The 24924-nt window shown below is 54.6% G+C and carries 19 protein-coding genes and 1 pseudogene; 12 read left to right on the top strand and 8 right to left on the bottom strand.

Going from position 1 to position 24924, the window contains the following annotated elements; translation table 11 throughout:
• From M5G26_RS26480 to M5G26_RS26440, 9 genes and pseudogenes are all read left to right on the top strand, one after another.
• Positions 1 to 147, top strand: a pseudogene (locus M5G26_RS26480) (Hcp family type VI secretion system effector); the annotation flags it as partial.
• A gap of 130 nt (positions 148 to 277) precedes the next feature.
• Positions 278 to 2356: a type VI secretion system Vgr family protein gene (gene tssI, locus M5G26_RS26475; protein WP_337993682.1), complete on the top strand. Its 2079-nt coding sequence runs from the start codon at positions 278 to 280 to the stop codon at positions 2354 to 2356.
• Positions 2341 to 3174: a DUF4123 domain-containing protein gene (locus tag M5G26_RS26470; RefSeq protein ID WP_273916908.1), complete on the top strand. Its 834-nt coding sequence runs from the start codon at positions 2341 to 2343 to the stop codon at positions 3172 to 3174. Before tssI ends, M5G26_RS26470 begins: the two co-directional genes overlap by 16 nt.
• 1 nt (position 3175) lies before the next feature.
• Positions 3176 to 6187: a hypothetical protein gene (locus M5G26_RS26465; RefSeq protein ID WP_273916907.1), complete on the top strand. Its 3012-nt coding sequence runs from the start codon at positions 3176 to 3178 to the stop codon at positions 6185 to 6187.
• Positions 6180 to 7151 carry a tetratricopeptide repeat protein gene (locus tag M5G26_RS26460; RefSeq protein WP_194934652.1) on the top strand — a complete coding sequence of 324 codons (972 nt, stop codon included), beginning with the start codon at positions 6180 to 6182 and terminating at the stop codon, positions 7149 to 7151. Before M5G26_RS26465 ends, M5G26_RS26460 begins: the two co-directional genes overlap by 8 nt.
• 352 nt (positions 7152 to 7503) lie before the next feature.
• The gene (locus tag M5G26_RS26455) at positions 7504 to 8472 is read left to right on the top strand and encodes a tetratricopeptide repeat protein (protein ID WP_273916906.1); all 969 of its coding nucleotides are present in this window, start codon (positions 7504 to 7506) and stop codon (positions 8470 to 8472) included.
• A gap of 90 nt (positions 8473 to 8562) precedes the next feature.
• On the top strand, positions 8563 to 9627 hold the full coding sequence (locus tag M5G26_RS26450; protein WP_273916905.1) for a tetratricopeptide repeat protein: 1065 nt from the start codon (positions 8563 to 8565) through the stop codon (positions 9625 to 9627).
• A gap of 344 nt (positions 9628 to 9971) precedes the next feature.
• Complete coding sequence (locus tag M5G26_RS26445) at positions 9972 to 11021, top strand: DUF6708 domain-containing protein (protein ID WP_273916904.1); 1050 nt, start codon at positions 9972 to 9974, stop codon at positions 11019 to 11021.
• A gap of 331 nt (positions 11022 to 11352) precedes the next feature.
• The gene (locus M5G26_RS26440) at positions 11353 to 12321 is read left to right on the top strand and encodes a tetratricopeptide repeat protein (protein WP_273916903.1); all 969 of its coding nucleotides are present in this window, start codon (positions 11353 to 11355) and stop codon (positions 12319 to 12321) included.
• Between the two features lie 267 nt (positions 12322 to 12588).
• Here M5G26_RS26440 and M5G26_RS26435 read toward each other — a convergent pair whose 3' ends face one another.
• Complete coding sequence (locus M5G26_RS26435; RefSeq protein WP_273916902.1) at positions 12589 to 13401, bottom strand: VanW family protein; 813 nt, start codon at positions 13399 to 13401, stop codon at positions 12589 to 12591.
• Between the two features lie 224 nt (positions 13402 to 13625).
• On the opposite strand from M5G26_RS26435, the gene M5G26_RS26430 reads away from it, so the two are divergent.
• Positions 13626 to 14429 (top strand): glycosyltransferase family 2 protein, encoded by an 804-nt coding sequence (locus tag M5G26_RS26430; RefSeq protein ID WP_273916901.1) that lies wholly within the window; start codon positions 13626 to 13628, stop codon positions 14427 to 14429.
• A gap of 340 nt (positions 14430 to 14769) precedes the next feature.
• Here the strand turns inward: M5G26_RS26430 and M5G26_RS26425 are convergent, their stop codons facing one another.
• The 7 genes from M5G26_RS26425 to M5G26_RS26395 form a co-directional block, all read right to left on the bottom strand.
• Complete coding sequence (locus M5G26_RS26425; protein WP_273916900.1) at positions 14770 to 15354, bottom strand: hypothetical protein; 585 nt, start codon at positions 15352 to 15354, stop codon at positions 14770 to 14772.
• Between the two features lie 85 nt (positions 15355 to 15439).
• Positions 15440 to 15637 carry a hypothetical protein gene (locus M5G26_RS26420; protein WP_038369571.1) on the bottom strand — a complete coding sequence of 66 codons (198 nt, stop codon included), beginning with the start codon at positions 15635 to 15637 and terminating at the stop codon, positions 15440 to 15442.
• Between the two features lie 10 nt (positions 15638 to 15647).
• Positions 15648 to 15890, bottom strand: a complete 243-nt coding sequence (locus tag M5G26_RS26415) for a hypothetical protein (protein WP_038369573.1) — start codon at positions 15888 to 15890, stop codon at positions 15648 to 15650.
• A gap of 166 nt (positions 15891 to 16056) precedes the next feature.
• On the bottom strand, positions 16057 to 17124 hold the full coding sequence (locus M5G26_RS26410; protein ID WP_273916899.1) for a lipocalin-like domain-containing protein: 1068 nt from the start codon (positions 17122 to 17124) through the stop codon (positions 16057 to 16059).
• Positions 17114 to 19585 (bottom strand): ABC transporter permease, encoded by a 2472-nt coding sequence (locus M5G26_RS26405; protein ID WP_273916898.1) that lies wholly within the window; start codon positions 19583 to 19585, stop codon positions 17114 to 17116. The genes M5G26_RS26410 and M5G26_RS26405 overlap by 11 nt, the downstream gene beginning before the upstream one ends.
• On the bottom strand, positions 19582 to 20235 hold the full coding sequence (locus tag M5G26_RS26400) for an ABC transporter ATP-binding protein (RefSeq protein ID WP_273916897.1): 654 nt from the start codon (positions 20233 to 20235) through the stop codon (positions 19582 to 19584). Before M5G26_RS26400 ends, M5G26_RS26405 begins: the two co-directional genes overlap by 4 nt.
• A 199-nt stretch (positions 20236 to 20434) precedes the next feature.
• Entirely contained in the window at positions 20435 to 22132 is a 1698-nt protein-coding gene (locus M5G26_RS26395; protein WP_273916896.1) for a sulfatase-like hydrolase/transferase, read from the bottom strand.
• Between the two features lie 392 nt (positions 22133 to 22524).
• Between M5G26_RS26395 and M5G26_RS26390 the strand changes: the two genes are divergently transcribed.
• Positions 22525 to 23877 carry a UDP-glucose dehydrogenase family protein gene (locus M5G26_RS26390; RefSeq protein ID WP_273916895.1) on the top strand — a complete coding sequence of 451 codons (1353 nt, stop codon included), beginning with the start codon at positions 22525 to 22527 and terminating at the stop codon, positions 23875 to 23877.
• Positions 23874 to 24911 (top strand): NAD-dependent epimerase, encoded by a 1038-nt coding sequence (locus M5G26_RS26385; RefSeq protein ID WP_273916894.1) that lies wholly within the window; start codon positions 23874 to 23876, stop codon positions 24909 to 24911. Before M5G26_RS26390 ends, M5G26_RS26385 begins: the two co-directional genes overlap by 4 nt.
• The last annotated feature ends 13 nt before the right edge of the window (positions 24912 to 24924 follow it).

The following is a 24924-nucleotide window of genomic DNA, read 5'->3' as shown; positions in this document are numbered from 1 at the left end:
AACAACAAAATGCACAACTGCCAGGATCCAGGCAACTCGCACTTCACTCACCTGGAAGAAGTGCAGTTCACCTACCGCAAAATCACCTGGACCCACGAAGTATCCGGTACTTCGGGTTCCGATGACTGGCGTGCTCCAGTCGTTTAATTACGGCTGATCGTTACAAGCATCGGCCAGCTCTGCTGGTCGATGTTGTTTTCGCCCTCCAGAATTTCGCGTAAGTTGAGCCGCTTTGCGGTCGTCGACGTACGCCGCTGTACAGCACGAGGAACAAGGGATGTTCGCGCCGGCCAATGAAACCCACTTTGCCCTGACCATCGAAGGCCTTTCCGCCGATTTTCAGGTGTTTACCCTCACCGGTCGGGAAGCCATCAGCCAGCCTTTTGTCTTCGAGGTGGAGCTGGTCAGTGAGCAGCCGTCGCTGGACCTCGAAACCCTGCTGCACAAACCGGCCTTCCTGCAACTGTCGCCCGACGGCAGCGGCATCCACGGCCAGATCTACCGCGCCGCGCAAGGCGATTCCGGCAAACGCCTGACCCGTTACTCGGTGACCTTGCGTCCGCAACTGTCCTACCTGGCGCATCGCGTCAACCAGCGCATCTTCCAGAACCTCACCGTGCCGAAAATCATCGGCATGGTCCTCGAAGAGCACGGCATTCAAAGCAACGCCTACGAATTCAAGACCGGTTCGATTTATCCCGAGCGCATCTACTGCGTGCAATACGATGAATCGGACCTGCATTTCATCCAGCGCCTGTGCGAGGAAGAAGGTATCCACTACCACTTCGAGCACACGGCGACGGCGCACAAACTGCTGTTCGGCGATGACCAGACGGTATTCCCGAAACTCAAGCCTGTGGCCTATCAGGAAGACTCCGGCATGGTCGCCAGCGACCCGGTGATCAAGCGCTTCGACCTGCGCCTGGAAACCCGCACCAGCCGCACCACCCGCCGCGATTACGACTTCGAAAAACCACGCATCACCCTCGAAAGCGAAAACCGTGGCGACGCCCTGCCCGACCTCGAAGACTACGATTACCCAGGTCGTTTCATCGACCGCGAGCGCGGCAAACACCTGGCCAAACGCGCCCTCGAACGTCATCGCAGCGATTTCAAGCTGGCTGAAGGCAAGAGCGATCAACCGTTGCTGGTCAGCGGCCACTTCCTCGCCCTGACCGCGCACCCGAAAGCCAAATGGAATGACCTCTGGCTGCTCACCGAAGTCCACCACGAAGGCAAGCAGCCGCAAGTCCTCGAAGAATCGGTAACCAGCGACACCACCGCACTCAAAGACGATTTCCACCAGGGCTACCGCAACCGCTTTCAGGCGACCCCGTGGGACGTGCCGAACCGCCCGCCCCTGCTCCACCCGAAACCGCGCATCCTCGGCAGCCAGAGCGCCGTTGTCACCGGCCCGAAAGGCGAAGAGATCCACTGCGACGAGTACGGCCGCGTCAAAGTCCAGTTCCACTGGGACCGCGAAGGCGAAGCCGACGACAAAACCAGCTGTTGGCTGCGCGTCTCCAGCGCCTGGGCCGGCGCCCAGTACGGCGGCATCGCCATCCCGCGGATCGGCATGGAAGTGCTCGTCACCTTCCTTGAAGGCGACCCCGATCAACCGCTGATCAGCGGCTGCCTGTACCACAAGGAAAACACCGTCCCGTACGAACTGCCGGCGAACAAGACCCGCAGCACCTTCAAGACCCTCAGCTCGATGGGCGGTGGCGGCTACAACGAACTGCGCATCGAAGACAAAAAAGGTCAGGAACAGATCTACCTGCACGCCCAGCGCGACTGGGACGAAAACATCGAGCACGACCAGAAAATCCGCGTCGGCAACGAACGCCACGACACCGTCGAACAGAACAGCTACAGCGAATTCAAAGCCGAAGAACACCACACCGTCTACGCCGACCGCAAAGTCGAAACCCGCGCCAATGATCACCTGACCGTCGGCGTCAACCAGCATGTCAAGATCGGCACCGGCCAGTTCATCGACGCCGGCCAGGAAATCCACCTCAGCAGCGGCATGAAAGTGGTGATGGAAGCCGGTAGTGAGCTGACCCTGATCGGCGGCGGCAGCTTTATCAAGATTGATGCTGGTGGTGTGACGATGAGCGGGCCGGTGATCAATATGAACTCCGGGGGTAGTCCGGGGAGCGGCACCGGTGCGGCGCCGTTGTTGCCGGGCGTCGTGAAACAGGCTGACGCTGACAAGGCTGGCAAGGTGTTAGTCCCGCCAATGACCAATCCGTTTGTAAGAAAAAGCGTTCAAGGCCTCCCCCTTGTTCCGATCTGTGGAAAGCAAGCCAATGGCGCTTGCTCGCGAGAGGTTTGCCCATGTCTGAATGGTTAAGTCGCTTTCTTGAACAACCCGTGGTCACCACGCCAGCAGGCAACGTTGCAAGCCGCTCCTTGTATTGCATCATCGATAGCGTCCGGCAGCCTCGCGCTCTGGAACAGCTCTATCAGCAGGCCGACATAGGCGAAGTCGAAAAACTTTTCCAGGGCACACCTTTCGCCGAAATGAATGAAGTCAGTCCACTATGGCTGCAATTGAAGCCGGGAGGCGCCGCCGCAGCCAAGGCCGTTGAACTGTGCCGCGGAAACCGCGCAGGCATTCTGCTGACCTCTCGGGACAAACCGGAAAACACCCTCCTGCATGCCCGTCGACTGTTACGAATGAACAGCAAATCCCACGGCGACTCACTGGCACGCTTTTACGATCCGGCATTCTGGAGTGCTCTGGCGCTGACTGTACCTGCCCAGGCTCTATTGGGTCCGTGGCAAAGCGTCTACACACCTCCCTCGCATATTGACGATATGAACTGGCGCGTCTGGGAACAAACTCAAGAATTCGATGCCTCTACTGGCGAGCACAGGTATCCGCTGCAACTTCAGGAAACGACATTGGTTGCGTTCGATGAAGTGCGTTGGTGGTACTGGATTCGAGCCCGCGAAGCCGAATCGGCCAACGGTTTGCCGAATGAACAACTGCCGGGCGTGTCCGAAAATTTGCAACTGCTGGTGGATCACGGCATAGAAGAGGGACGCCACCTTGAGCGTCTGTTGCCGCAGTTGAACCAAAGCCCGTTGCGAGCGCGCGCCGACGTAATGAACGTGCTGAGCAGCGATATGCCGGCATTCGAGAAAGTACAACGACTGGAAGTTTGAAATGACAGGTACGTCCGAACAAGCATCTACCCCAGAACAACCACCTGTTGTTATCCCGGCGGACCCACCGAAGTCATCTGCCGACTTAGAAACATTCTGCAAGGACAAGAAGCCGGGTTGCAGCAGCAGCTATGACGACATCATCTACGTCACCGGCCAGCGTCGGTTCTGGCTTCTGCCGAAACGTGCTTCGGAGAAGCTGAAAGAAAGCGTCAACCTGCTCAAGCAAAAAACCGTCGACGCAGACAAAGCCACGCGAATGAGCAATATCGCCGATGCCGGGCTGATGGACTACTTCCTCACGCCCGGCCCGGAGGCTTTTCTCGAAGCAGACGACCGTAGCAGTTACCTGGCGTCGAAATCGGCAATCCCCGAAGACACGGCGAAAAAAGCGCAGTGCCGCAAAGATTGGGACGCAGCTAAAGCCAAAGGTGACAGCGACGCGACGATGCATGCTGAGCGCGAGATGTTCGCAGCTCAACAACGCATCGATAAAAACAAAAAGAACATGGAAGCGCTGGAAAAGGTCTCCGACACCGCCGCAGAGAAGCTGGGGTACAAGCGAGAAAACGGGGTTTTCTACACGCCGCGCGCTTTGAAGGCTCGCGAGGCCATCGACAAGTACATTAAAGAGCGCGACAAGGCAAAAGCTCACGGCTACAAAATGTTCGATCCCGGCAGTAAAAAGATTGCGTCGGCGTGGGAGCATCTGAAGGACTATAAGGCGCTTCACAAAAAACTCATTGAAACCGGCGAGATCGACGAAAAGAAACTCAAGGGTGTGCAGATCAACATCCTCGCGCTGAAAGACCTGATGTCCCCATACATCAATGCCATCGTGGAACTCGCCGAGTGCGGGGTGGCGGTTCCCGAGTTCGCACTCAGCCCTGACGACCAGTACGCAGGGACCGAGGATTTTCAGGCCTTTATCGAACTGACAAACAAACGCGATGAGCTTGAGAAAAAAATCGAAGCGCGTTATTCCCAGTGGGTCTCGGCTACCGGTGGCAAGTCAGCGCCACCTGGAGTGCTGTTTGTCAGCTTGCAAAAGCAGTGGTACGACCTGAACACAGAGGCTGAGCGGATTCAGACCACCGCCGAAGCACGCGTTCGAGCACTGAAGCCTCCCCGCCTCTTCCTCTGGGACGCGGAGAGCTACAAGCCAAAACCCCTCGAACGCCTGGCCAAAACCAACATTCCGCTACGTGAACTCAGCAGCGCCTCTTCGACGACGATCCTGAACCACATCAGCCTGAAACAACTGGCCCAAGCCAGTGGCAACGCGTTTAAGGACCAACTGAAAGAGCTCAAGAGCAGCTTGCCTAAATCGATTGCCAAAGAAGCAGACGACGATCGTGTGTTCAGTGATTGGCTGGATCAGGAAGGCGCACTTCAGTTCGATGAGAAAGGCCCATGGTTCGATGAACATGGCCTGTTCCTGCCAGAAAAATTCTTTGCTGCGCTGGAAGCCAAAGGCTACAGAGTCGAAAGCATCAAAGCCGAAGCCAAACGCAAAAGCTGGGGCGAAAACCTCAAAGCCATGGTTTTCGAAGATAAACAGCTTCGTAACCTCATGCTTTTTGACAACAGCCCGCAGGCACAATTGGTACGTTGCCTGCTGCCTGAAGGTGCCAACCTGCTGACCGAAGTCAAAATGGAAGGTCCCACGTTGAAAAGTGGCAGCCCCCAACTCGCCAACGTTGAGGTCGCGCTGGATGTGGCTGCATGGCGAGGGGAAGTGACCTTGCTGAAATTCGAGTATCCCAAACGGGTCAAGGCCGAGCCTTGGACCGCTCAATACACCGCCCACGACGGCAGCATTCGCAGCGTCAACTTCGGCAAATTGTCCCTTGATCTGGAGGCCAAGGCCTGGGGCTTCGCCGGTGCAAGCCTCATGTTGTCGCGCGATCTCACCCTCGATCAAAAAACCGGCTACACCAGCCTCGTCGGTGTGGACCTTGCCGAAAAATCCGGTGACCTCGCCAAATACGAAGTGTTTGCAGGCGCACAGGCCGGATGCAAAGTCACCGGTAAACTGTTCTGGTGCCCGCCACCCAGCGTCCTCCCCCCTGCCCCAGTACCCAATCGCGTATTAGCCAACCAATGGCGCCCGCTAGCCAAACTGGAAGTGGAAATGGCCGTTGCACTCGGCGCAGGCATCTCGGGCGATATGCACCTTCGAATGCAAAACGGACGCCTTTTGCTGTCGATCAAGGGTTCACTGGTCTGGGGCGCGGGGGTTAAAGGTTATTTGACCTTTGAAGTGGGCTACGACAGCATCGTTGCATTGACGGAACTGGTACGACAGGAAATGGCCGCGAACCAATACAAGGATCTCGATTGGGTGGATAAGGAAGCCTCAGCCTATATGGAAAAACTGAGCTTCCTTGGCGCCACAGGTATTGATGTGGTATTTGCGTACGTGCGTGGGTATGCAATTGTTAAAGAGATTTTTGATGCGCTGACCGAAGGGGATCGGGGTGGGCAGATTGCTTACTCACTCGCAATAGCTGAAAACCAGAAAATAATGCAGGATTGGGTATATAACTTGCTGCCGCAGGCTTTGGGACCACTACTACTGGCGCTGAGCACTCCACCCAAACCGCTCACAGTAGAAGACGACGAAAAAGAAAAAGAAAACTTCAATGAAGATGAAGTTCACCTTTTACAGCAACAGTCAATTGAGCGATGCCTAGGCTGGATATCCAGCAAGCCTGACGCCAATCAACAGTTTGAAGAAGCAATCATTCGTATGAATCGAGATGGTGCACGACCTGAACAAGCTGGACTCTCTTACTGTAAAAACAAGGCAAAGCTAGATCTATTTATGGCTGAGCGGGTGTTAGGACTTGACCAAACCAACAACGCCATGCGATCCAGGTATCGAGATCGGGTCTCTAAACTTGGAATACGCTTAAACAAGCACTGCGACTACAGCACCACATACACCGGACCAGCTTTCGCACCAGTCCAAGGTCTCAAAGCTAATTACAAAGGACCAAACATTGATTAATCGAGCAATCTTAAGTTTTTTAATATTCTTTATTTTATCCAGTGCCTCCGCTGCACAATTGACAGAGCCCGAGGCAATAGCCAAAGACAAGGGAATTACTCTTTATCAACAAGGTGCATGGACTTCCTCGCAACCGTTTTTACGAACCGCGGCTGAGGCCGGCGATAAAAAATCTCAATATTTTCTAGGTGAGGCGATACGACTGAGTAATCGCTACATGACAGAGGAGGCCAGAAATTGGTACGTAGCTGCGGCAGAGCAAGGTGAACTTTACGCTATGCTACGTCTAAGTAGTAAAAAGGATCTTTGCAACTTACTAGATGACTGCGCGGGGAAAGGTAATGTTGATTGGAGAGAGCAAGCTTTAAAAATTGCCCGTGAGCGTGCCGACAAAGGTGATACTGAGGCAATGGTTGTGCTGTTTACGGCAAATCAAGGGTTGGAATGGCTAGAACGAGCCGCAGAATCGGGTGATAATTTTGCTCAACAGCGGCTCGCTAGTGCTTACCAAAGTGGAGAGGGATGGTTTTTGATCCCTGGGAGTCGCGAGAAAGCAGTTAAAAAATGGTTTAAGGCTTCAGCAGAAGGAGGTTTTCCTCCGGGCATGTATCTGTATGCAAACTATTTATATGAACACAATGGTAGTAAAGAAGAGGTCGGAAGCTGGCTCAAAAAAACAGCTGAATCCGGACATATAAATGCACTAGGGGGCTACGCATTAAATATTGCCCATCTTCCAGATACTTATGGATTTCCTTTAGATCTCGTTAAGGCTTACGGATTCACCTACTTGATAGCAAGCCTCAAAGGCGGAGCAATCGCACCGGAAGATGCAAGATTGAACCTCCTGGAAATAGCAAAAAAAATGCAACCTGAAGAAATAAAGCTAGGAATATCATTCGCAAAAGAATGGGAAAAATCCCACCCTCCTTTATCGTATTTCCATCCGACATACGGTTACTAGCAAACCCATTGCAACTAGAGAACAACCAACAACACAAAGCGATGGATTTATTTAACAGACACTTCAGAAATTAAATAATCCGTCGCTTTTTCCTTTTATTTTGACCCAATATACGGATACTAGACGATCAAATATTCTTAACCCCCCTACCTTCGCCCAATTACGTCCAGGGGCAGAAGACGGTTTATCATGCTTTACATGTAGCATGCCCCCGATTAAAAATATCATTGACAGATTAGACTTTTTTGCAACAGAGACAAGAATCTATAGCCACCGCGCTTAATCGAACGCATACACTGGCCATCATTTCCCCCCATTCAAGTAGTCAAAGCTTTCCATACAGGACGAATCATTGACTAAAATAATATATATCATCTTTTTATATTCAATATTTTTTGTAACTCCAGCTTCCGCACAGCTAACGACAGAACAGCTATCAGCAAGAAACAACGGCATTATCCTGTATCAACAAAGTGATTGGTACGATTCACAGCCACTACTGAAAATCGCGGCGGATGCGGGAGACAGTACAGCGCAATATTATTTGGGAGAGGCTATCCGCCTCAGCAACAGCTACACCACCGAAGATGCAAAAAAACTGTATGAATCAGCAGCTAAACAAGGAGATTTGTATGCAATGCTTCGGCTGAGCAATTCGCATGATTTGTGCAAAGAGATGGGGAGTTGCTCAGGTAAAAGCTATGAAGAATGGCGGAACTATGCACTACAGATTGCAAATGAGCGCGCCGAAAAAGGCGACACAGAAGCAATGACCGTCCTGTATACGGCTGGTCAGGGCCTGCCATGGCTTAAGAAAGCGGCCGAAGCAGGTGACAGTTACGCACAACAAATGCTGGCTAGCGCTTACAAAAGCGGTGCCGGGTGGTTTTTGATTCCAGGTAGTCGAGAAAAAGCGATTATCAAATGGTTTAAAGCGTCATCGGAAGGTGGTAACCCGAGAGGTATGTTCCTCTATGCGAATTACTTATACGACCATAATAGTAGTAAAGAAGAGATCGCATACTGGGTGAAAAAATCAGCGGAGCACAGCCATATAGATGCAGTTGGCACCTACGCATACAAAATTTCAGATCCGTCCAATGAACTTGGTTACCCAGAAAATCTGATTGAAGCATACGGCTTGACGCTTTTACTTTCAAAACTGGAGGCAGGAACAGCACCAGAAGATGCAAAGCGACTGCTCCCGGATCTGGCTAAAAAGATGAATCCTGTAGAAATAACAGCAGGGATTGAATTTTCGAAAAAGTGGAAAAAAACTCACCCTCCTTTATCTTATTTCGATCCAACATACGGATACTAGACGGTCGAGCATCTTTAATAGATCAAACGTCGCTCAACTGCAATCAGGGTAGAACACGGTTTCTTTTTTCTAGATGGAATTTACCCCGGAATGATTTTCACCTTTACGCAATCTAAACGTGGTCTGTCCCTGAGAAATCTTTTGCGCCAATTCAAAAAATTAAAAGCACATATAAAGGACCAAGCATTGATTAAGAAATTATTTTTCGGCGTGCTAGCTTCAGTTATCTTTTGCAGTTCCGCTGCTGCCGAATTAACACCTTCGCAAAAAACAGCTAAAGATTCCGGCATTGCGTTGTTTCGCCAAAGTGATTGGTATGACTCCCAGCCGCCTCTAAATATAGCGGCAGAGGCGGGAGACTCAGAAGCTCAATATTATTTAGGTGAAGCGATTCGTCTCAGCAATCGCTACACAACTGCCGAAGCACAGAAATGGTACGAAGCCGCAGCCAAGCAGGGCAGTCTTTACGCGATGCTTCGACTGAGCAATGAAGAAGATTTGTGCGGAGTTATGGGTACCTGCTCCGGAAAAACCGCAGCGGAATGGCGGGAGCAAGTTTTAGAAAAAGCAAACGAGCGAGCGGAGAAAGGTGATACGGAGGCGATGACTGTCCTTTTTACGGCCGGCCAAGGATTATCATGGCTGGAAAAAGCATCTGAAGCTGGGGACAGTTACGCGCAGCAGTTACTGGCTAGCGTGTATAAAAGTGGTGGTGGATGGTTTTTTATACCAGGCAGTCGTGAAAAAGCAATCGCTAGATGGTTTAAATCATCCTCAGAGGGCGGAAACCCAAGAGGAATGTTCTTTTACGCAAACTATTTATTTGACAATAATGGTGATATGAAAGAAATCGCCCACTGGATCAGACAAGCCGCAGAGAGCGGCCACATTGATTCAGTAAGTACTTATGCGGGAAAACTTTCCAGACCCGACAATGAACTTGGAGTCACATTCAACCTAAAAGAAGCGTATGGATTAAACCTTCTTCTTTCTCGAATAAAATCTGGAACTGCACCTAGGGACGCAAAAAGAAACATTCCAGAACTAGAAAAAAGAATGACTCCAGAAGAAATAAAAGAGGGTATTGAATTCGCTAAAACGTGGAAAGAATCACACCCACCTCTATCTTATTTCGACCCTATATACGGCTACTAATCAGCAACTTTCTTACCCTCACCAACATACAAAACAGTTCGAAAACCCAATATACCCGATGAACCACAAAGAACAAACCCGAATGAACAAAGGGGCAATTTATTTAGCAACCTGCCCCCTTTCTCACTGCAACACTCAGAATTCAACATCAAAATAATCAGCAAGCACTTCAACCCCTTAAAAAGCCCCCCCGCGTATGCCGTTAAAAAATCCAAGACTGCCAACAAAGGGTGAAACATTAATGATAAAAACAATCGCAATTGCACTGTTTTCTTTACTCTTCCATTCCGTCGGAGCCAGTCAAACACCATTACAGTGGGTCGACGTGAAGCCGGAGCATCTGCATGCTTGAAAACAAATATGATCGGCTGCCTCACGCAGGTGATGTCGAGAGAAAGCCGGGGACTGAGATAGTCTATTTATCACCGAAACCGGTACCGACCGGAGTGCTACCTTTCAATGCGCGCCAACTGCACCGCTATGCCAACGAAGTTTTCTTGGACTTTGCCATCTCACGAGGAAGTTTTGAGTTTATGGCCCGAGCGGGAATTGGGGCGGTGATGTTCCTGTTAATTTTTATGTTTTTTACAACGGGGTTTGGGTCTTGGATAAGAAGAGATGTAGAGCCGTTTTGGAGTAGTTGGCTTGATTTCTTTACAAGCATTGCGGTTTGGGGTTTTGTGGGAGCACTTGCAACTCTTTACCTTTGCGTATTTTTCTTTGCAATTCGCCAAGCCAGCAATCAACCTCCCATACGCTTCAATCGCCAGCGTCGGGAGATTGTTTATGTTCCCAAGAAGGGAATCCCCCCTCGTTATGTGCCGTGGGAAGAGGTTATCGCGAGTGTTTCAGTTAGCAAGCTGATCACTCAATATGCTGTAATCCCCGAGTTCAAACTAATGATCGGACTTCGCGACAAAAATGGCGATGTGCTTTGGGTCACTGTTCCAAGTGGTAATTTGAACCAAGCCATAGCTGAGTGGGAGGCCATACGTGCCTATATGGAGGAAGGGCCTAAAGCGTTACCCATAGAGCAATCAGATGAATTAGAAGCAGGATCAGTCTCGTATTTTCATATGTGTAGACAAGGATACCGTTCTCATCATTCATTCCTACGGTATATCTGGGGATTTTTGATTATTCAGTTTTTCAGTGGCTGGACGATACCTTGTTACATCGCAGCCTGGATAAATAACCGCCCCAAAGCCGCCTTCCCTAAAGAAATCCTGGAATGGTCAAGACCTCTCCCCCTCGAGCAACACGCTATGCCAAGCGAAGCGTTGCTCAAGGAGAGCACCGAAATCAGGAAGGCCTTCGCCAAAGGTCAGAACCTGTTGGATTACTTCAAGGTGAAGTTTGCAGAGCCATCTCGCGAGCCCGAGTCCACCAACTGATGAATAGTGCCTTGGCGATAAATACGACCGACATCCTCACGCCGGAGACTTCGAAACAAAATCCGACATTGAAGTGGTTTATATTTCGCCACGGCCCATCCCACAGGAATGCCACCATTGACAGGTGAAGCATTATTCCTCTCCCCGCTTCCGATACCAACGGGCAACGTCCCCATGGATTTGGGCGGAAGCTTTGTTGAGGTGAATGACACATTCCTCGACGTAGGCAGTAGTAATTTCGGCTAGGCTTTCCAAGCGAGGGCAATGATTGGGCTCGGGATGATGTTTATAAAAATAAAGCCCATGACAAACGGACACAAGGAATGAACCTTTGATTAAGCTTGTACTAGTCACACTTCTATCCACCCTTTTTCCCTGCTCAGCTTTTGCGCAATTAACCCAAGAGCAGCAGCTAGCAAAAGAAAAAGGACTAACTTTATATCAGCAAAGCGACTGGTATGACTCTCAACCTTTACTAGAGAGTGCTGCTATAGCCGGTGACGAGACAGCTCAGTATTACCTCGCAGAGGCAATTCGTCTGAGCAACCGATACACAACTGACGAAGCGAGAAAATGGTATGAAGCAGCAGCGAATCAGGGTCACCTCTACGCAATGTTAAGACTAAGCAGTAAAAACAATATTTGTCTCGACATGAAAGGCTGCGGTGGCAAAGGTGCAGACGAATGGCGTGAGCAAGTAATACAAATAGCTCAGGAACGTGCCAAGAACAACGACACTGAAGCGATGACCATTTTATTCATCACTAGACAAGGCTTTAGTTGGCTGGAGATGGCCGCTGAGGCAGGTGATCCTTTAGCGCAAAATACACTCGCTGGAATCTACGATGACGGAGACGGATGGTTTCTTATTCCGGGTAGCCGCGATAGAACCATTCAAAAGTGGTACAAAGCCTCAGCTGAAGGTGGATATCCCAAGGCAATGTATCTTTATGCCAACTATCTATTCGAACATGATGGCAAGAAAGAAGAAGTTGCTTATTGGCTGAAACAATCGGCCGAAAACGGTTATGCCAGCGCAGTCGGCAATTACGCTCTCAGGTTAGCCCATTTGCCAAACGATCTAGACTATCCAAAAAACATGATTGAGGCTTATGGACTAGCCTATCTGATGTCTAAATTCGAGGGCGGCGGGACAGCAGGTGAAGATGGAAGGATGATACTGCCTGATATAGCTGAAAAAATGACGGAGCAAGAAATCAAGCAAGGCCTTCTATTCGCAGAAGAATGGAAAAAAACGCACCCACCGCTTTCTTATTTCGTCCCTGTTTATGGCTACTGAGATCTCCTGGTAGTTAAAGAAAATCACCGCCCCGGAGCCGGGGCCTGATCCCGGAGCGGGCGAAGCTGCGGCTGGAGCGCTCTACGATCACCGACGGCGAGTGGGAACAATGGGGGATAAACCACGTTTTCTTTCTTCTAGAAGTGGTCTCCCCCCGAATAGCCTGCCCCCTTACTCGGTAAACAGCTAACCCGCATAAAAAATCCACGAAAAGCTGAAGAACAACACTTACGTCATCGAAGCTAAAACCCCGCATCCACAATGCATCTACTCAACCAGTTCGCCCGCCACTTCATACTTCACCACAACCCGATTCCGATAAAGCCTCTCCCTTTCCACCAACTGCCCCACCTGCCCCTTTTCCCTGACCTCTCGCCAAATCTCGTTCTCCCGATACACCCGCGCACCCTCCCGCACAAACCGGTGCGCCTCTTGAAACACGTGATAGCAATATTCCCTCACCCGATCACACAGCAACTCCCCTTCGAGTTGTGTCTCGCCGACGTTCAACTTCAACTGAAAGTGCCGATCCGTCGGGTTGTGCAGCACCAGATCAACGTAGTTATAGAAAATCGCTGCCCCTGACCCGAACGGCAGTACCCGCCCCTCATCCGGAAACGGGTCGAAGCTGTGGTTGGAGCGTTCGACCACCACCAGCGGTGAATGAATGGCCATCCAGTGAATCAGGTTGCTCAGTTGGCAAATGCCACCGCCTACCCCGCGTCGTGCCTCACCGAAGGACAGTTCCATGCCTTCAACGTAGCCGCGCTTCAACGTCGGGCGGCCGACGAGGCGGCAGAAGGAGAAGTGTTCGCCGGGGGCGATGATGACGCTGTCGATGGCGGCGACGGCGAGTTTGAGGTTGATGACTTTGTTGTGTTGCAGGGCGAGGTCGGAGTCGCCGAGTTTGCGGATGAGTTTTGAGGTGTGTTTGAGGTAGCGAAATGGCAGGCGCTCGGCCATGGCGACGGGGCGTGCGTAGCGTTTGCTGGAACAGTGCCAGGCGATCTGGCGGAACAGTCTTTTTTGCCACACGCGCAGCCAGTACAAGGCCGGGTGGTAGAGGGAAAGTGGTTTCATCCGTGACACAACGGCGTGCGCCGTTTCTTCCTTGAACCGTGAGAGGGGCGCGCATTTTATCCGCTTATGACCGGCAGCACCCCATGCATTTCATTAGACCAGCAGCCTCTCTTCGGCATACATCTACCGTCACATCCGCAAATTAAGGTTCGACTAAGGTTGCCTCGTTACGATCGCAGCCACGAAACCCTGTCGCCCTTGAATCGCAGATGAGTCCTTCCGACATGAAAGCGTTTGATTTACCAACCCAGCCAGCGTCGAATTTCAGCCTTGTCTTGGTAAATTACAAAACCCCGGACATCACCCGTATGTGCCTCGAGCTTTTGCGTGAGCACGTTCAGGAGCAACGCATTCCGGTGTGGGTGGTCGATAACGATTCGGCGGATGCGAGTCTGGATTACTTGCGTTCGCTCGACTGGATCAACTTGATCGAACGGCCTTCGCCGGGCAAGGAAGCCGGGCATATTGCGCATGGCAAAGCACTGGATCTGGCGCTGGAAAAAGTCGACACCGATTATCTGTTTCTGTTGCACACCGATACCTTTGTCTACGACAAGGAGGTGTTTGCCATGATGATGCGCGAGTGCACGAAAACTCCGGACATGGCTGCGGTCGGTTGTGTCGAACAACTCAATCGGGGAGTTTTGCGTGATACGTGGCGACTAACTTCGCGCTTTTGCAAGCACTATGTTCGCAAAGCAAAAGTGCGTCTGGGCCTGCGCTCGAAAATGCCAAGACCCTACAAAGAAACTCATCTGAAAAGTTTCTGCACATTGTGGAATGCGCGTTTGATGAAGTCCCAGGGCCTGCACTTCTGCATGGATGAAGAGGTGCCGGGTTATACGCTGCAAGATCGAATGAGCAGCCTGGGCTATGGCATCAAGTTTTTGTCGCCGCGCAAGATTTTCAGTTATCTGGACCACATCCAGTCAGGAACCGTCGCCGCTGCAGGCACCTACGGCAAAAATCACCGCAGGACGAAAATGTATCAAGCGACGTTGAAGCGCCTCCAAGGGCAACAAACCTGAGGGGCAGACCTCGACTTAATTCACGGCAAACAAAAAGGGCGACTGTAAAGTCGCCCTTTTTGTTTGCAGAAATTGTATACAACTACTCCGAAGAGGTGTTCGCCCAGTGTAATGGCCTGGCAATCCATGCACCGGTAAAGAGCCCTGACACTGGGCGAACGGGGAGGATTTTAATTGAAGTTGGCAGATATGTCCTCATGCTTAAACATGAAATTTTTGTACTGGAAAGTTAAAAAGTGTTGCCCACCGATATTTACCGGGAAACTTCTTACAGATTCTTTTATATGATTGTTCTCATACATAAACCTGTACAAGAACAATCATTCTGTAGAGCTAATACTCAACTTTCGTGTTGACTGGTCACTTTTAAGATATCGGTGTAAGTGACAATAACGCTCTGCCCTTCTTTCAGATCTTTCAGCTTGGCTTGAATTTCAGGCTTTTTCACGTCGAGAACTTTCGACACGCCCGCCGGGTTTTGCAGGGTCACCTGATTTGTCTTCAAATCAATTTTGGTGATTTTCAATTGCACCTGAACCTGACGGTACGCTTCGCCACCCGGGTTATCGCTGCCCGGGGCCTTACGCAACTCACCGGTACGTTCGGTGGTGCCAGGCAGACCTTTATCCACATCGGTGTCGAGGTAAGCGGCGACAGAACGCTGAACCTGGATGGTGACCTGATCGCCGGCCTTGAGGTTGTCGAGGTTTTTCGCCTTGTCGCTGAGCTGAACGTGAACCGGCTTGCCTTCGGCACCTTCGAGCACAACCTGGTGGTTGGCGGCATCGACGGAGATCACTTTGGTGGTGACCTGATCGGCTTCAACAGTGGCAGACAGCGGGATATCGGCAGCCAGAGCGCCGAAGCTGGTGGCGGACAGTACGGTTGCGAGGGTGATGGCCTTGGCCAGTGCGTCGAGCTTCATAAGCAATACTTTCCCTGTGATGAATGGCAGCGCCCGGCGCCGAATTGGCTTCGGCGACGAACGTGCCACTGAGCATAGACGCTGTTCAGGGCTTGGCTTTGGTTTGTGTCGAGGCGGTCTGTTGTTTTGCGGTGTCCTGCGCGGTGGATTCGCCGCTGGGCGTGCCTTTGCCGGTGTTTTCACGCTTTTTGGGGTCGGTGGGGCGCAGGGCGTCGTTATCGCGCTCGGTTTCGCCGGGTGGCCGGGGTTCGTCGGGGTGTTCGCCTTGGGTGATCGGTTTCATGGGGTTGTCCTCAAGCTTCGGGGTCGTCGAGTTCACGAGCGACGTTGATCGCGGGTGAATCCTTGTGCAGGTCGTCGGCCTTGGCGCGCAGGAGCTGCCATTGCTCTAGATCGATGGCGCCCTGGCCGAGCAGGTCATCGGCGATGCGCTGCAGGTCGAAGTAGTGGGCGTCGGGGGATTGCTGCCAGTAGGTTTCGTCGTCGAACAGGCGTTGCCAGGTGGTCATGTCTGTGGGTTGCAGGTCGTCGCTCATGGCCAATCCTCGACAGGTTTTTCTATAGAGGACAACACAGCAAGCCGAGTTCAAACCGATCCATTGTAGGAGCTGCCGAAGGCTGCGATCTGTTGAGGTTGCTTTTAAAACCAACATCAAAAGATCGCAGCCTTCGGCAGCTCCTACAGGGATTTGCGGATACCTTTCAGTACCCGGTCATTTCCAGATAGCCCTGGCCGGGATGGCTGCCGCTGATGCGCACCGGACCTTCCCAGTACGGGATACGCAAGTTCATCCAGGAATTCGGGTTGAGCGCATTGAGGGTGATATCGAGGTGTTTGTCGGGGATGCTGATCGACCATTTCACCGGCATCGCCCGACCGGCGACTTTGGCGGTGTCCTGCGGAGTGAGCTGAATCTGCGAACGGCGCAGGGTTTGCGTCTGACCGTCAGCAGCAATCCAGGTGCCAGTGAGATACGGCGCGCCGTCCCTCTGGCGCATGCGATAAAGCATCACGTGTTCGCCGCTGTCCAGATGGAGAGAAAACCAGTCCCAACCGGTTTGATTGGCGGTCAGCGGCTGGCTGCTCCATTCGCGATCGAGCCATGCGGGGCCACTGACGGTGTAGCTCTGACCGTCGATCTGCAAGGTGCCGCTGGCCTGGAAAAACGGCTGGCTATAGTAATACGACGCCTGACCTTCTTCGGATTTCTGACTGAAACCCTTGTCGCCTTGCAACACCAGCGGGCGGCTGGAAGTGAGGTGCAGTTGATAGGCAAAGTCCTTGTCGCGAGCGCTGAGTTGCAGGTCGCTCAACGGATCCTGCGCCTGACTGGCAAACCGCCAATCATCAATCCACGCCTCGAACGGCGCCAGCCGCACACCCGCCTGCCCTACTCCACCTCGGGCGTAACGTTCGGCGGCGTGGTGCACTGTGCTCGAAGTAACCGCCGCGTGCCCCAGCCAGATCGTCTGATCAGCCCACCCGGCCTGCTCCGCCAGCGGTTTCAGCGCACTGCGAAACAGCGTCCACTGCACGCCGAATTCATTGCCCTGCTGATCCTTGAGATTGGCGGTGACGTACCACCACTCGATGCGAAACCCCTCATGCGTGCCATGATCCGCCGGAAAACTGAACACCCGACCCGGCACCACCGGCGTAAACGCCAACGCCTGATCGCCCATCCCGGCAAAACCCTTCTGCTCCGGCGCTGATTGATCGCAACCACCGAGCAGCAACAAAACCATGAGCACAGCGAAGTTAATCCTCATGGGCAAACGTCCTCAGCAGATCCGCCGGTTGCGTGCGGTACAGCGAATACAGCGGCCATGCCGACGCCAGCAACGTCGCTAGCAACGCCAACCCCATCAGTTGCAGCAACTGCCACGGAAACACCCGCAACGGCAGCCGCCAGCCAAACGCTTGCACGTTGATCACCGCGTCCAGACACCACGCCAGCGCGATCCCCAGCGGCAACGCCAGCACCAATGTCAGCACCGCCAGCAGCCACGTCTGGCCGAGATTGAGCAGCATCAATTGCCGCCGCGTTACGCCCAACGCCCACAGCGGTGCAAGTTGGCCGAGGCGACTTTGACTCTGGGTCAGCAGGCTGATGAACAGCGCCACACCCGCCACCGCCAGGGTCAGGCTGTTCAACGCCGCAGTGGCCGCAAAGGTGCGTTCGAAAACCTGCACCGACCAGCCCTTGAGCCGCGCCTGATCGACGATGCGGCTGTCATCGAGTTGAAAACGCGTCTGCAATGCAGCTAAAAATCCCGGGATGTTCTGCGGCTCGATGCGCAGATTGAAACGGTTCGGCGTCAGTTGTGGCCAGCCGCGCAGCAAGTGATTGATGTTGACCAGCAAGTGCCCCTTGGGATTGCCGTAGTCGGCGTAGATGCCGACGATGCGCGGCGACCACGCGCCATACGGCGCAGGAATCGTCAGTCGATCACCCGCCCGTACCTTCAACCGACGCGCCAGTTGTTCGCTGAGCATCACCGCATCGTCGGTGGCCAGATGCGCCCACGGGTCGCTGCCACTGACATCGAGCAACGGCCAGTGCTGGCGGTAATACGCATGATCGATGATGCCGAACACCTCCGCCGGCCAGCCTTGCAACGTCACCGCGACCTGCCAGTTGGGCAGAATCGCCCCGACCTTAGGTTGCTGCTTGAGCCAGCTGTACATTTCCCGCGACTGGGCCGGATTGCTCGGGTTGATATACAACTCGGCACTCAGGCGTTGTTCTAGCCAGTCGTTGAAGGTCTGGCGAAAACCGGCGGTCATGCTACCCGCACCAATATTGGCGGCGAGCGCCAAAAGCAACGCCATCAACGCCAGACTCAGTGCCGGCAATTGCTGGCGGCAATCGGCGAGAAACCACTGCCCCAGCACCGAGCGACTGCGCCCGAGCAACTGATTCAACAGCGCGCTGAGCAACACCGGTAGCGCCAATGCGGCGCCGATAAGCAATCCGGCCATCAGAACAAAACCGCTGGCCAGACTGTCGCCCCAGATCAACGCCGCCAATGCGATCAAGCCCAATACCGCCGCCAGCCAACCTTGTCGGCGCAACCAGCGCGCATATTGCTGATGCCAGGCTTGCGGATCCGCCACGGCCAACAACGGCAAACGGGCGGCGCGCAGCAGACTGTTAGCCCCGGCGAGCAAGGCGCCGAGCAGGCTCAAGCCGATGCCGCTGAACCACCACCAAGGACTGAGGCGCAACTGCCCCGCCACTTCGGCGCCGTACAATCCGCGCAGGCTGGCGGCGACATCCGGCAGCAACACGGTTGCCAACCAATAACCGCTGATCACGCCGAACAGCCCGCCGATCAGCGCCAGCACACCCAGCTCAACGATCAAGCACAAGATCAACATCTGCGCGCTGACCCCACAGGCGCGTAAAGTACGCAACAAGCCGCGCCGCTGTTCCAGAGCGAGGCCAATCGCGGCGTGGACGATGAACAAGCCAACCATGAACGACAAAAAACCCAACGCATCGAGATTCAGGTGAAAGCTCTCGGTCAGTCGCGCCAGATTGTTTTCCTCGCCGCTGCTTTTGAGCTGCAACTGCCCCTTGAACACGGCGGGCAACTCGGCGTGGAAATCCTTGGGCAGCAACAAACGCGACAATTGTCCGGGTTGTTCCAGCAGGGTTTGCGCGACGCCGATGTCCACCAGCAACAGGCCGGGCGCCATGTCCTTTTGCGCGAGCAACGGCGGCAATCGCCGACCATTAGCCGTTTGCGGTGTGTCGCCTTCACGCAGATCCAGCGCTTGCAAAGTTTCCGGAGAAATCCACGTGCTGCCCGGCGGCGTGAAAAACTCGACAACACGCTCAATCGGCAGCGCCTGCCCGGCCACCGCCGAGTCGGCCGGCAGCGACACCGGTTCGATGCCCATCAATTGCAACCGCTGATTTTCAAAACCCTTGAGCAGCAACCGCCCCTGCAACAGCGGCGATACCGGCCAGCCCGCTCGGCGCAGATCAACGAACCATTGCTGCGCGAAGGTCGCCCCGTTCGGCGTGCTGAGACTGGCCTGCGGCTCGCCGCCGATCAATTGGCTGGCCCGCGCGTAGCTGTCGCGCGCCTGACTGTTCAGCGCTTCGACGCCGGTGAGCAAACTGGTCGCCAGCCACAACCCGGTCAGCACACTGAAAAACTGCACCGGATGGCGCCGCCAATGGCTGAGCAGCGCACGTAGCGTTTGTGCAAAGACGATCACGTCAGCCGCCCGTTGGACAACACCACCCGCTGCTCCAATCGCGCCGCGACGCGCGGGCTGTGAGTGACCATCAACAAGGTGGTCGGGGTGTCATCGAGCAATTCCAGCAACAAGCGCAGCACTTCATCACTGGTCGCTTCGTCGAGGCTGCCGGTGGGTTCATCGGCCAGCAGCAATTTCGGCTGCGACGCCAATGCCCGGCCCAAGGCGACCCGCTGCTGCTGACCGCCCGACAGTTGTTCGGGATAGCGCTTGAGCAAATCGCCGAGCCCCAGACGCTGCACCAGATGCGCCTGCCAACGCGGCTCATGACGCCCGGCCAGTCGCGCCTGAAAAGCCAGATTGTCTTCGACGCGCAAGCTGCCGATCAGGTTGAACTGCTGGAACACCAGACCGATTTCTGTGCGCCGCCAGTTCGCCAGTTGCGCTTCGTTCATGTTTTCCAGCCGATGCTCGCCGCTGCGGATGCTGCCGCTGTCGACTTTGTCGAGACCGGCCGCCAGGTGCAGCAACGTGCTTTTGCCACTGCCGGATTCGCCCATCAACGCCAGGCTGCTGCCGGGCGCCAGCGTCAGGTCGACACCTTGCAACACCGGCAAGGGGCCTTGTGGGGTGAGATAGCTTTTGAAGACGTTTTCAACACGAAGCATGCCGCCACCTGATCGGTCAGTGTGGGGCAAGGATAGCGGATGGCGATGACAGACTTGAATCTTGCAGTGAACTCAATGGCCTCATCGCTGGCAAGCCAGCGCCCACAGGGAATGACGTTGTTCACAACTATTGAATTCACCCTAAAACACTGTGGGAGCTGGCTTGCCAGCGATGGGGCCAGTCCTGCCAGCACAAAGTCTACTGACCAGCCGCCACACTCGCCGGCGCCTGCGACGGCGTGACAATGCTGCCCAGATCAATGTGCTTCCACTCAGGCTTGGCCCCCAACCGCGCATTGAAGCGGTAGTTGAAGGTGAATTCATCCGCCGTCGCGACACTCAGTGGCTTGCCATAAACGGCCTCGATCCCCGCCAGGTCGTAGCCCATCAACTGCAACAGCGTCGGGAAGATGTTGTAGTGGCTGGAGCGATCCTTGTTCGCCGCCAGTTGTGCCGACCAGTCCAGCGTTTTCAGATCGCTGCCCTGAATCACCACCAGCGGCACCAATCCTTCCTCTTCCACTGGATCGCCACCGCAGTGAGTGTTCAAGCCCGGATTACCGCGCTCATGCAAATCCTGGCCATGATCAGACGTATAGATCAGCAACGCATTGTTCAGATTGCCCTGAGCGAACACCCGCGCAAAGAACTCGCCGACGTTCCACAACACGGTGTTCTTGTAGGCGTTGCGGTACAGCACCCAATCATCAGGCTGACCATTGAAACCGTTGCGCTCGCCGGTATCGGCCACCTCGGTGAATTGCCCACGCGGCAAGGTCGGGCGGTAGGCCATGAACGCATCGGGATACTTGTCGTGCACCGGAAAGTGCGCGCCGACCTTGTTGATCACCACCAGCTCTGATTTGTCGTCGTTGAGCAATTCGATCAGCTTCGCTGCCGCCGCCATGTCGCGATCGCGCACGCTGGTCTGGTCGAATTGCACGAACTGGTCGATGTCCTTCTTCTCGGTATCAGTCATCAGATTCTGCAGATTGCCGGCGGTGCGCTGGGCATCGATGTACACAGTGCGCAACCCGGCTTTCTTGGCGTACTGCCAGATCGACGGCAACGTGCTGTTGATGCGCATGTAGTCGGCGCGGGTGCCGCCGTAGCGCAGGGTCACGTTGGTGTCGGCGCTGCAATTGGCGATGGAGGCCGCGTAGCCGTAGTTGAAGATATCGACGCCGGGACGCGCCTGCTTGAGGTTGCTGTGCACACCGAACGGCGCGTTGATATCCAGATAATTGCCGGAGATGCTTTCGTCGATGATCAGCACGATGTCATGGCCGACGGCTTGCGAGGCGCGTGCCAGCGTCACCGGTTCACGCGGGCCGACCGTGTTGTGCAGTGCTTCATAGGCAAACAGATTGAGGTAGGCCAGCGGCGTGTACATGATCGGCAAGCCACGGGCGCCCTCACCCGCTCGCAAGAACAGCACCGCACTGAGCAACAGCACGCCACACAGCGGTGCCGCGACACGCAACGAATTCGCAATTGCCAACCCATGGCGTGGCTTCAGACCGATGCCGAACAACAACAGCAAACCACTGAGGGCGCCGTGCAGAATCGCGTCTCGATACTGGTAGGCCGCTTCCTGAATGAAACCGCCGGAATACACCAGCGAGACGAAGCTGCTGTAGCTCAGGTAATCCGCGGTGACCCGGGTGTAGACGTCGAAAAACACCGCTGAGGCAAACATCGCCAATGCGAATGCATGCCGAATGAGTGTCTGTCGTATATATGCCGTTAGATATAACGCCAAAGTAAGCGCCAAAAACATCGCGCCAAAAAGAAGTACAGAAAAACCGAGGCCGATAGCATTTAACCGCTCTATGTAATATTCGGAATAAAGCAGCAAATAAATAACTAAAAGCAGTTCTTTCAGATATCGAAACATGGCAATTCCGGTCGGGTGAAAACCGTAAAGGGTCAAGAGTTTGTCGGTCAAAAACTGACACTAGCACCCGGCCATCAAAGCGCAAGAAATGGCTGAGTTTCTCGCAAAGCGTCAAAAAACCGATGACTCAAATCTGACACACTCAAGTTGCTGAAAGCCTTTAAATTCGCGGCTTTCGACCGTCCATCGTTTTCTTTGAAATGTGAAAAAAGCGTCAAGCACGGGACAAATCCAGCAATTGCAAGCACTTGATGGCCAATCGCCCCCAAAATTGGGGCTGTTATACAGGTGCAACATGTCATTTTGCTGACACGCTTTTCAAACCCTGCGCTATACCCCTTTTGACAGTCTCATTTTGAACTTCTTCTTTTCGCTCTATCGAGGGTGCGCAGATGGACGTGAGCGTATTTGGCACGGGCTATGTTGGATTAATACAAGCCGCCGCACTTGCAGATGTCGGTCATCGCGTTTTATGCGTGGACATTGACCCAAACAAGATTAAACAACTGCAACAAGCGGTGCCCCCAATTAGCGAGCCAGGTTTGTCCAGCACACTTGAGGAGAACATCAAGGCCGGCCGTCTGCTGTTCAGCACTCAGGCCAGCGATGCCGTCGAGCATGCCGAGCTGATTTTCATCGCCGTCGGCACCCCGGCCGATGAGGATGGCTCTGCCGACCTCAGCCACGTGCTCAACGTTGCCCGACAAATCGCATCGCACATGGAAGCCGATCGCACGCTGATCATCAAATCCACGGTGCCGGTCGGCACGGCGGATCAAGTGCTCGCCACCGCCAACAGCGAACTGCAACGCCGCGACAAGACCGGCCTGATTGTGCGCGTGGTTTCCAACCCCGAATTCCTCAAGGAAGGCAGCGCCCTCGCCGACTGCATGCGCCCGGACCGGATCATCGTCGGCACCCACGACGACGCGGCCCGCGAGCAGATGAGCGAGTTGTACGCGCCGTTCTGCCGCAACCACGAAAAACTGATGTTCATGGACAACCGCAGCGCCGAGCTGACCAAGTACGCCGCCAACGCGATGCTCGCCACGCGCATCAGCTTCATGAACGAGTTGGCCAATCTCACCGAACTGCTCGGTGCCGACATCGAGGCCGTGCGCAAAGGCATTGGTTCAGATCCGCGCATCGGTTACCACTTCATCTATCCGGGCTGCGGCTTCGGTGGCTCGTGCTTTCCCAAGGACCTGCGCGCCCTGCTGCACACCGCCGAACACAACGGCATGCCGCTGAAACTGCTGCGCAGCGTCACCGACGTCAACGACCTGCAGCGGCACATCCTCTTCAGCAAACTCAAAGCACAGTTCCCGCAAGGTCTGGCCGGCAAATCCATCGCGATCTGGGGCCTGGCCTTCAAGCCCAATACCGATGACATGCGTGAAGCACCGAGCCGTTATCTGATGGATGCGCTGTGGGCCGAAGGCGCCAGCGTGCAGGCTTACGACCCGGAAGCCATGTCCGAATGCCGACGCATTTACGGTTATCGCAACGACCTGCACCTGTGCGCCACCCGCGACGACACTCTGGAGGACGCCGATGCGCTGGTGATCTGCACCGAGTGGAAGAACTTCCGCGTGGTCGATTTCGAACTGCTCGCCGAAAAGCTGCGCTCGAAGGTAATCATCGACGGCCGCAATCTGTACAACCCGGAACAAGTGGCGGCCGCCGGCCTGCATTACAGCGGCATCGGTCTACGCCACATTGCCCCTGAAGGACTACGGCCATGAAGGTCCTGGTCACCGGTGCGGCCGGTTTCATTGGTGCCCATTGCGTACTGCGGTTGCTGCGCGACGGGCACTCGGTGGTCGGTCTGGACAATTTCAACGCCTACTACGACCCGCAACTCAAGCACGACCGCGTGCAGTGGGTGCGTCAGCAGGCCGGCGATTTCCAGCTCGCAACGGTTGACCTGGCCGATGCTTCGGCCATCGAGGCGCTGTTTGTTCGCGAACGCCCAGAGGTCGTGATTCACCTTGCCGCGCAGGCCGGGGTGCGTTATTCGCTGGAAAATCCACGGGCGTACCTGGACAGCAACCTCAACGGATTCCTGAACATTCTGGAGAGCTGCCGGCATCACCCGGTCGAGCATCTGATCTACGCCTCGTCGAGCTCGGTGTACGGCGCCAACCAGCACACGCCGTACTCGGTCAAGGACGGCGTCAATCACCCGCTGTCGCTGTACGCCGCGACCAAGAAAGCCAACGAGCTGATGGCGCACAGTTACAGCCACCTGTTTGGCATCCCCTGCACCGGCCTGCGCTTTTTCACCGTGTACGGGCCGTGGGGCCGGCCGGACATGTCGCCGATCCAGTTCGCCCGGGCGATCAGCGAAGGCACGCCGTTGAAGCTGTTCAACTACGGCGAGCACCAGCGCGACTTCACCTACATCGACGACATCATCGAAAGCATCGCCCGCCTCACCGAACGCCCGCCGCACGCCAATCCGCAATGGGACCGCGAGCAGCCCGACCCGGCTAGCAGCATGGCACCGTGGCGGCTGTTCAACATCGGCGGGCAGCATCCGGTTGAACTCAAGACCTATCTGGCGCTGATGGAAAAGCACCTCGGCCAGAAAGCCATTGTCGAGCTGCTGCCGCTGCAACCGGGCGATGTGCTCAACACCTGCGCCGAGGCCAGCGATCTGGCCCAGGCCACCGGATTTCAGCCCCGGATAGAGCTGGATGAGGGACTTGGACGTTTCATCGCCTGGTTTCGCGACTACTACCCCACTGCCTATCGCCCACGCGCCGCTCGCGGCTGAATTCATGCGGAGG

It is taken from the genome of Pseudomonas sp. TNT2022 ID642, from assembly GCF_028656995.1.
In the GTDB taxonomy this organism is placed as follows: Bacteria; Pseudomonadota; Gammaproteobacteria; order Pseudomonadales; family Pseudomonadaceae; genus Aquipseudomonas.
The sequence above is the reverse complement of the archived record's forward strand: the minus strand, read 5'-3'. Positions and strand labels throughout refer to the sequence as shown.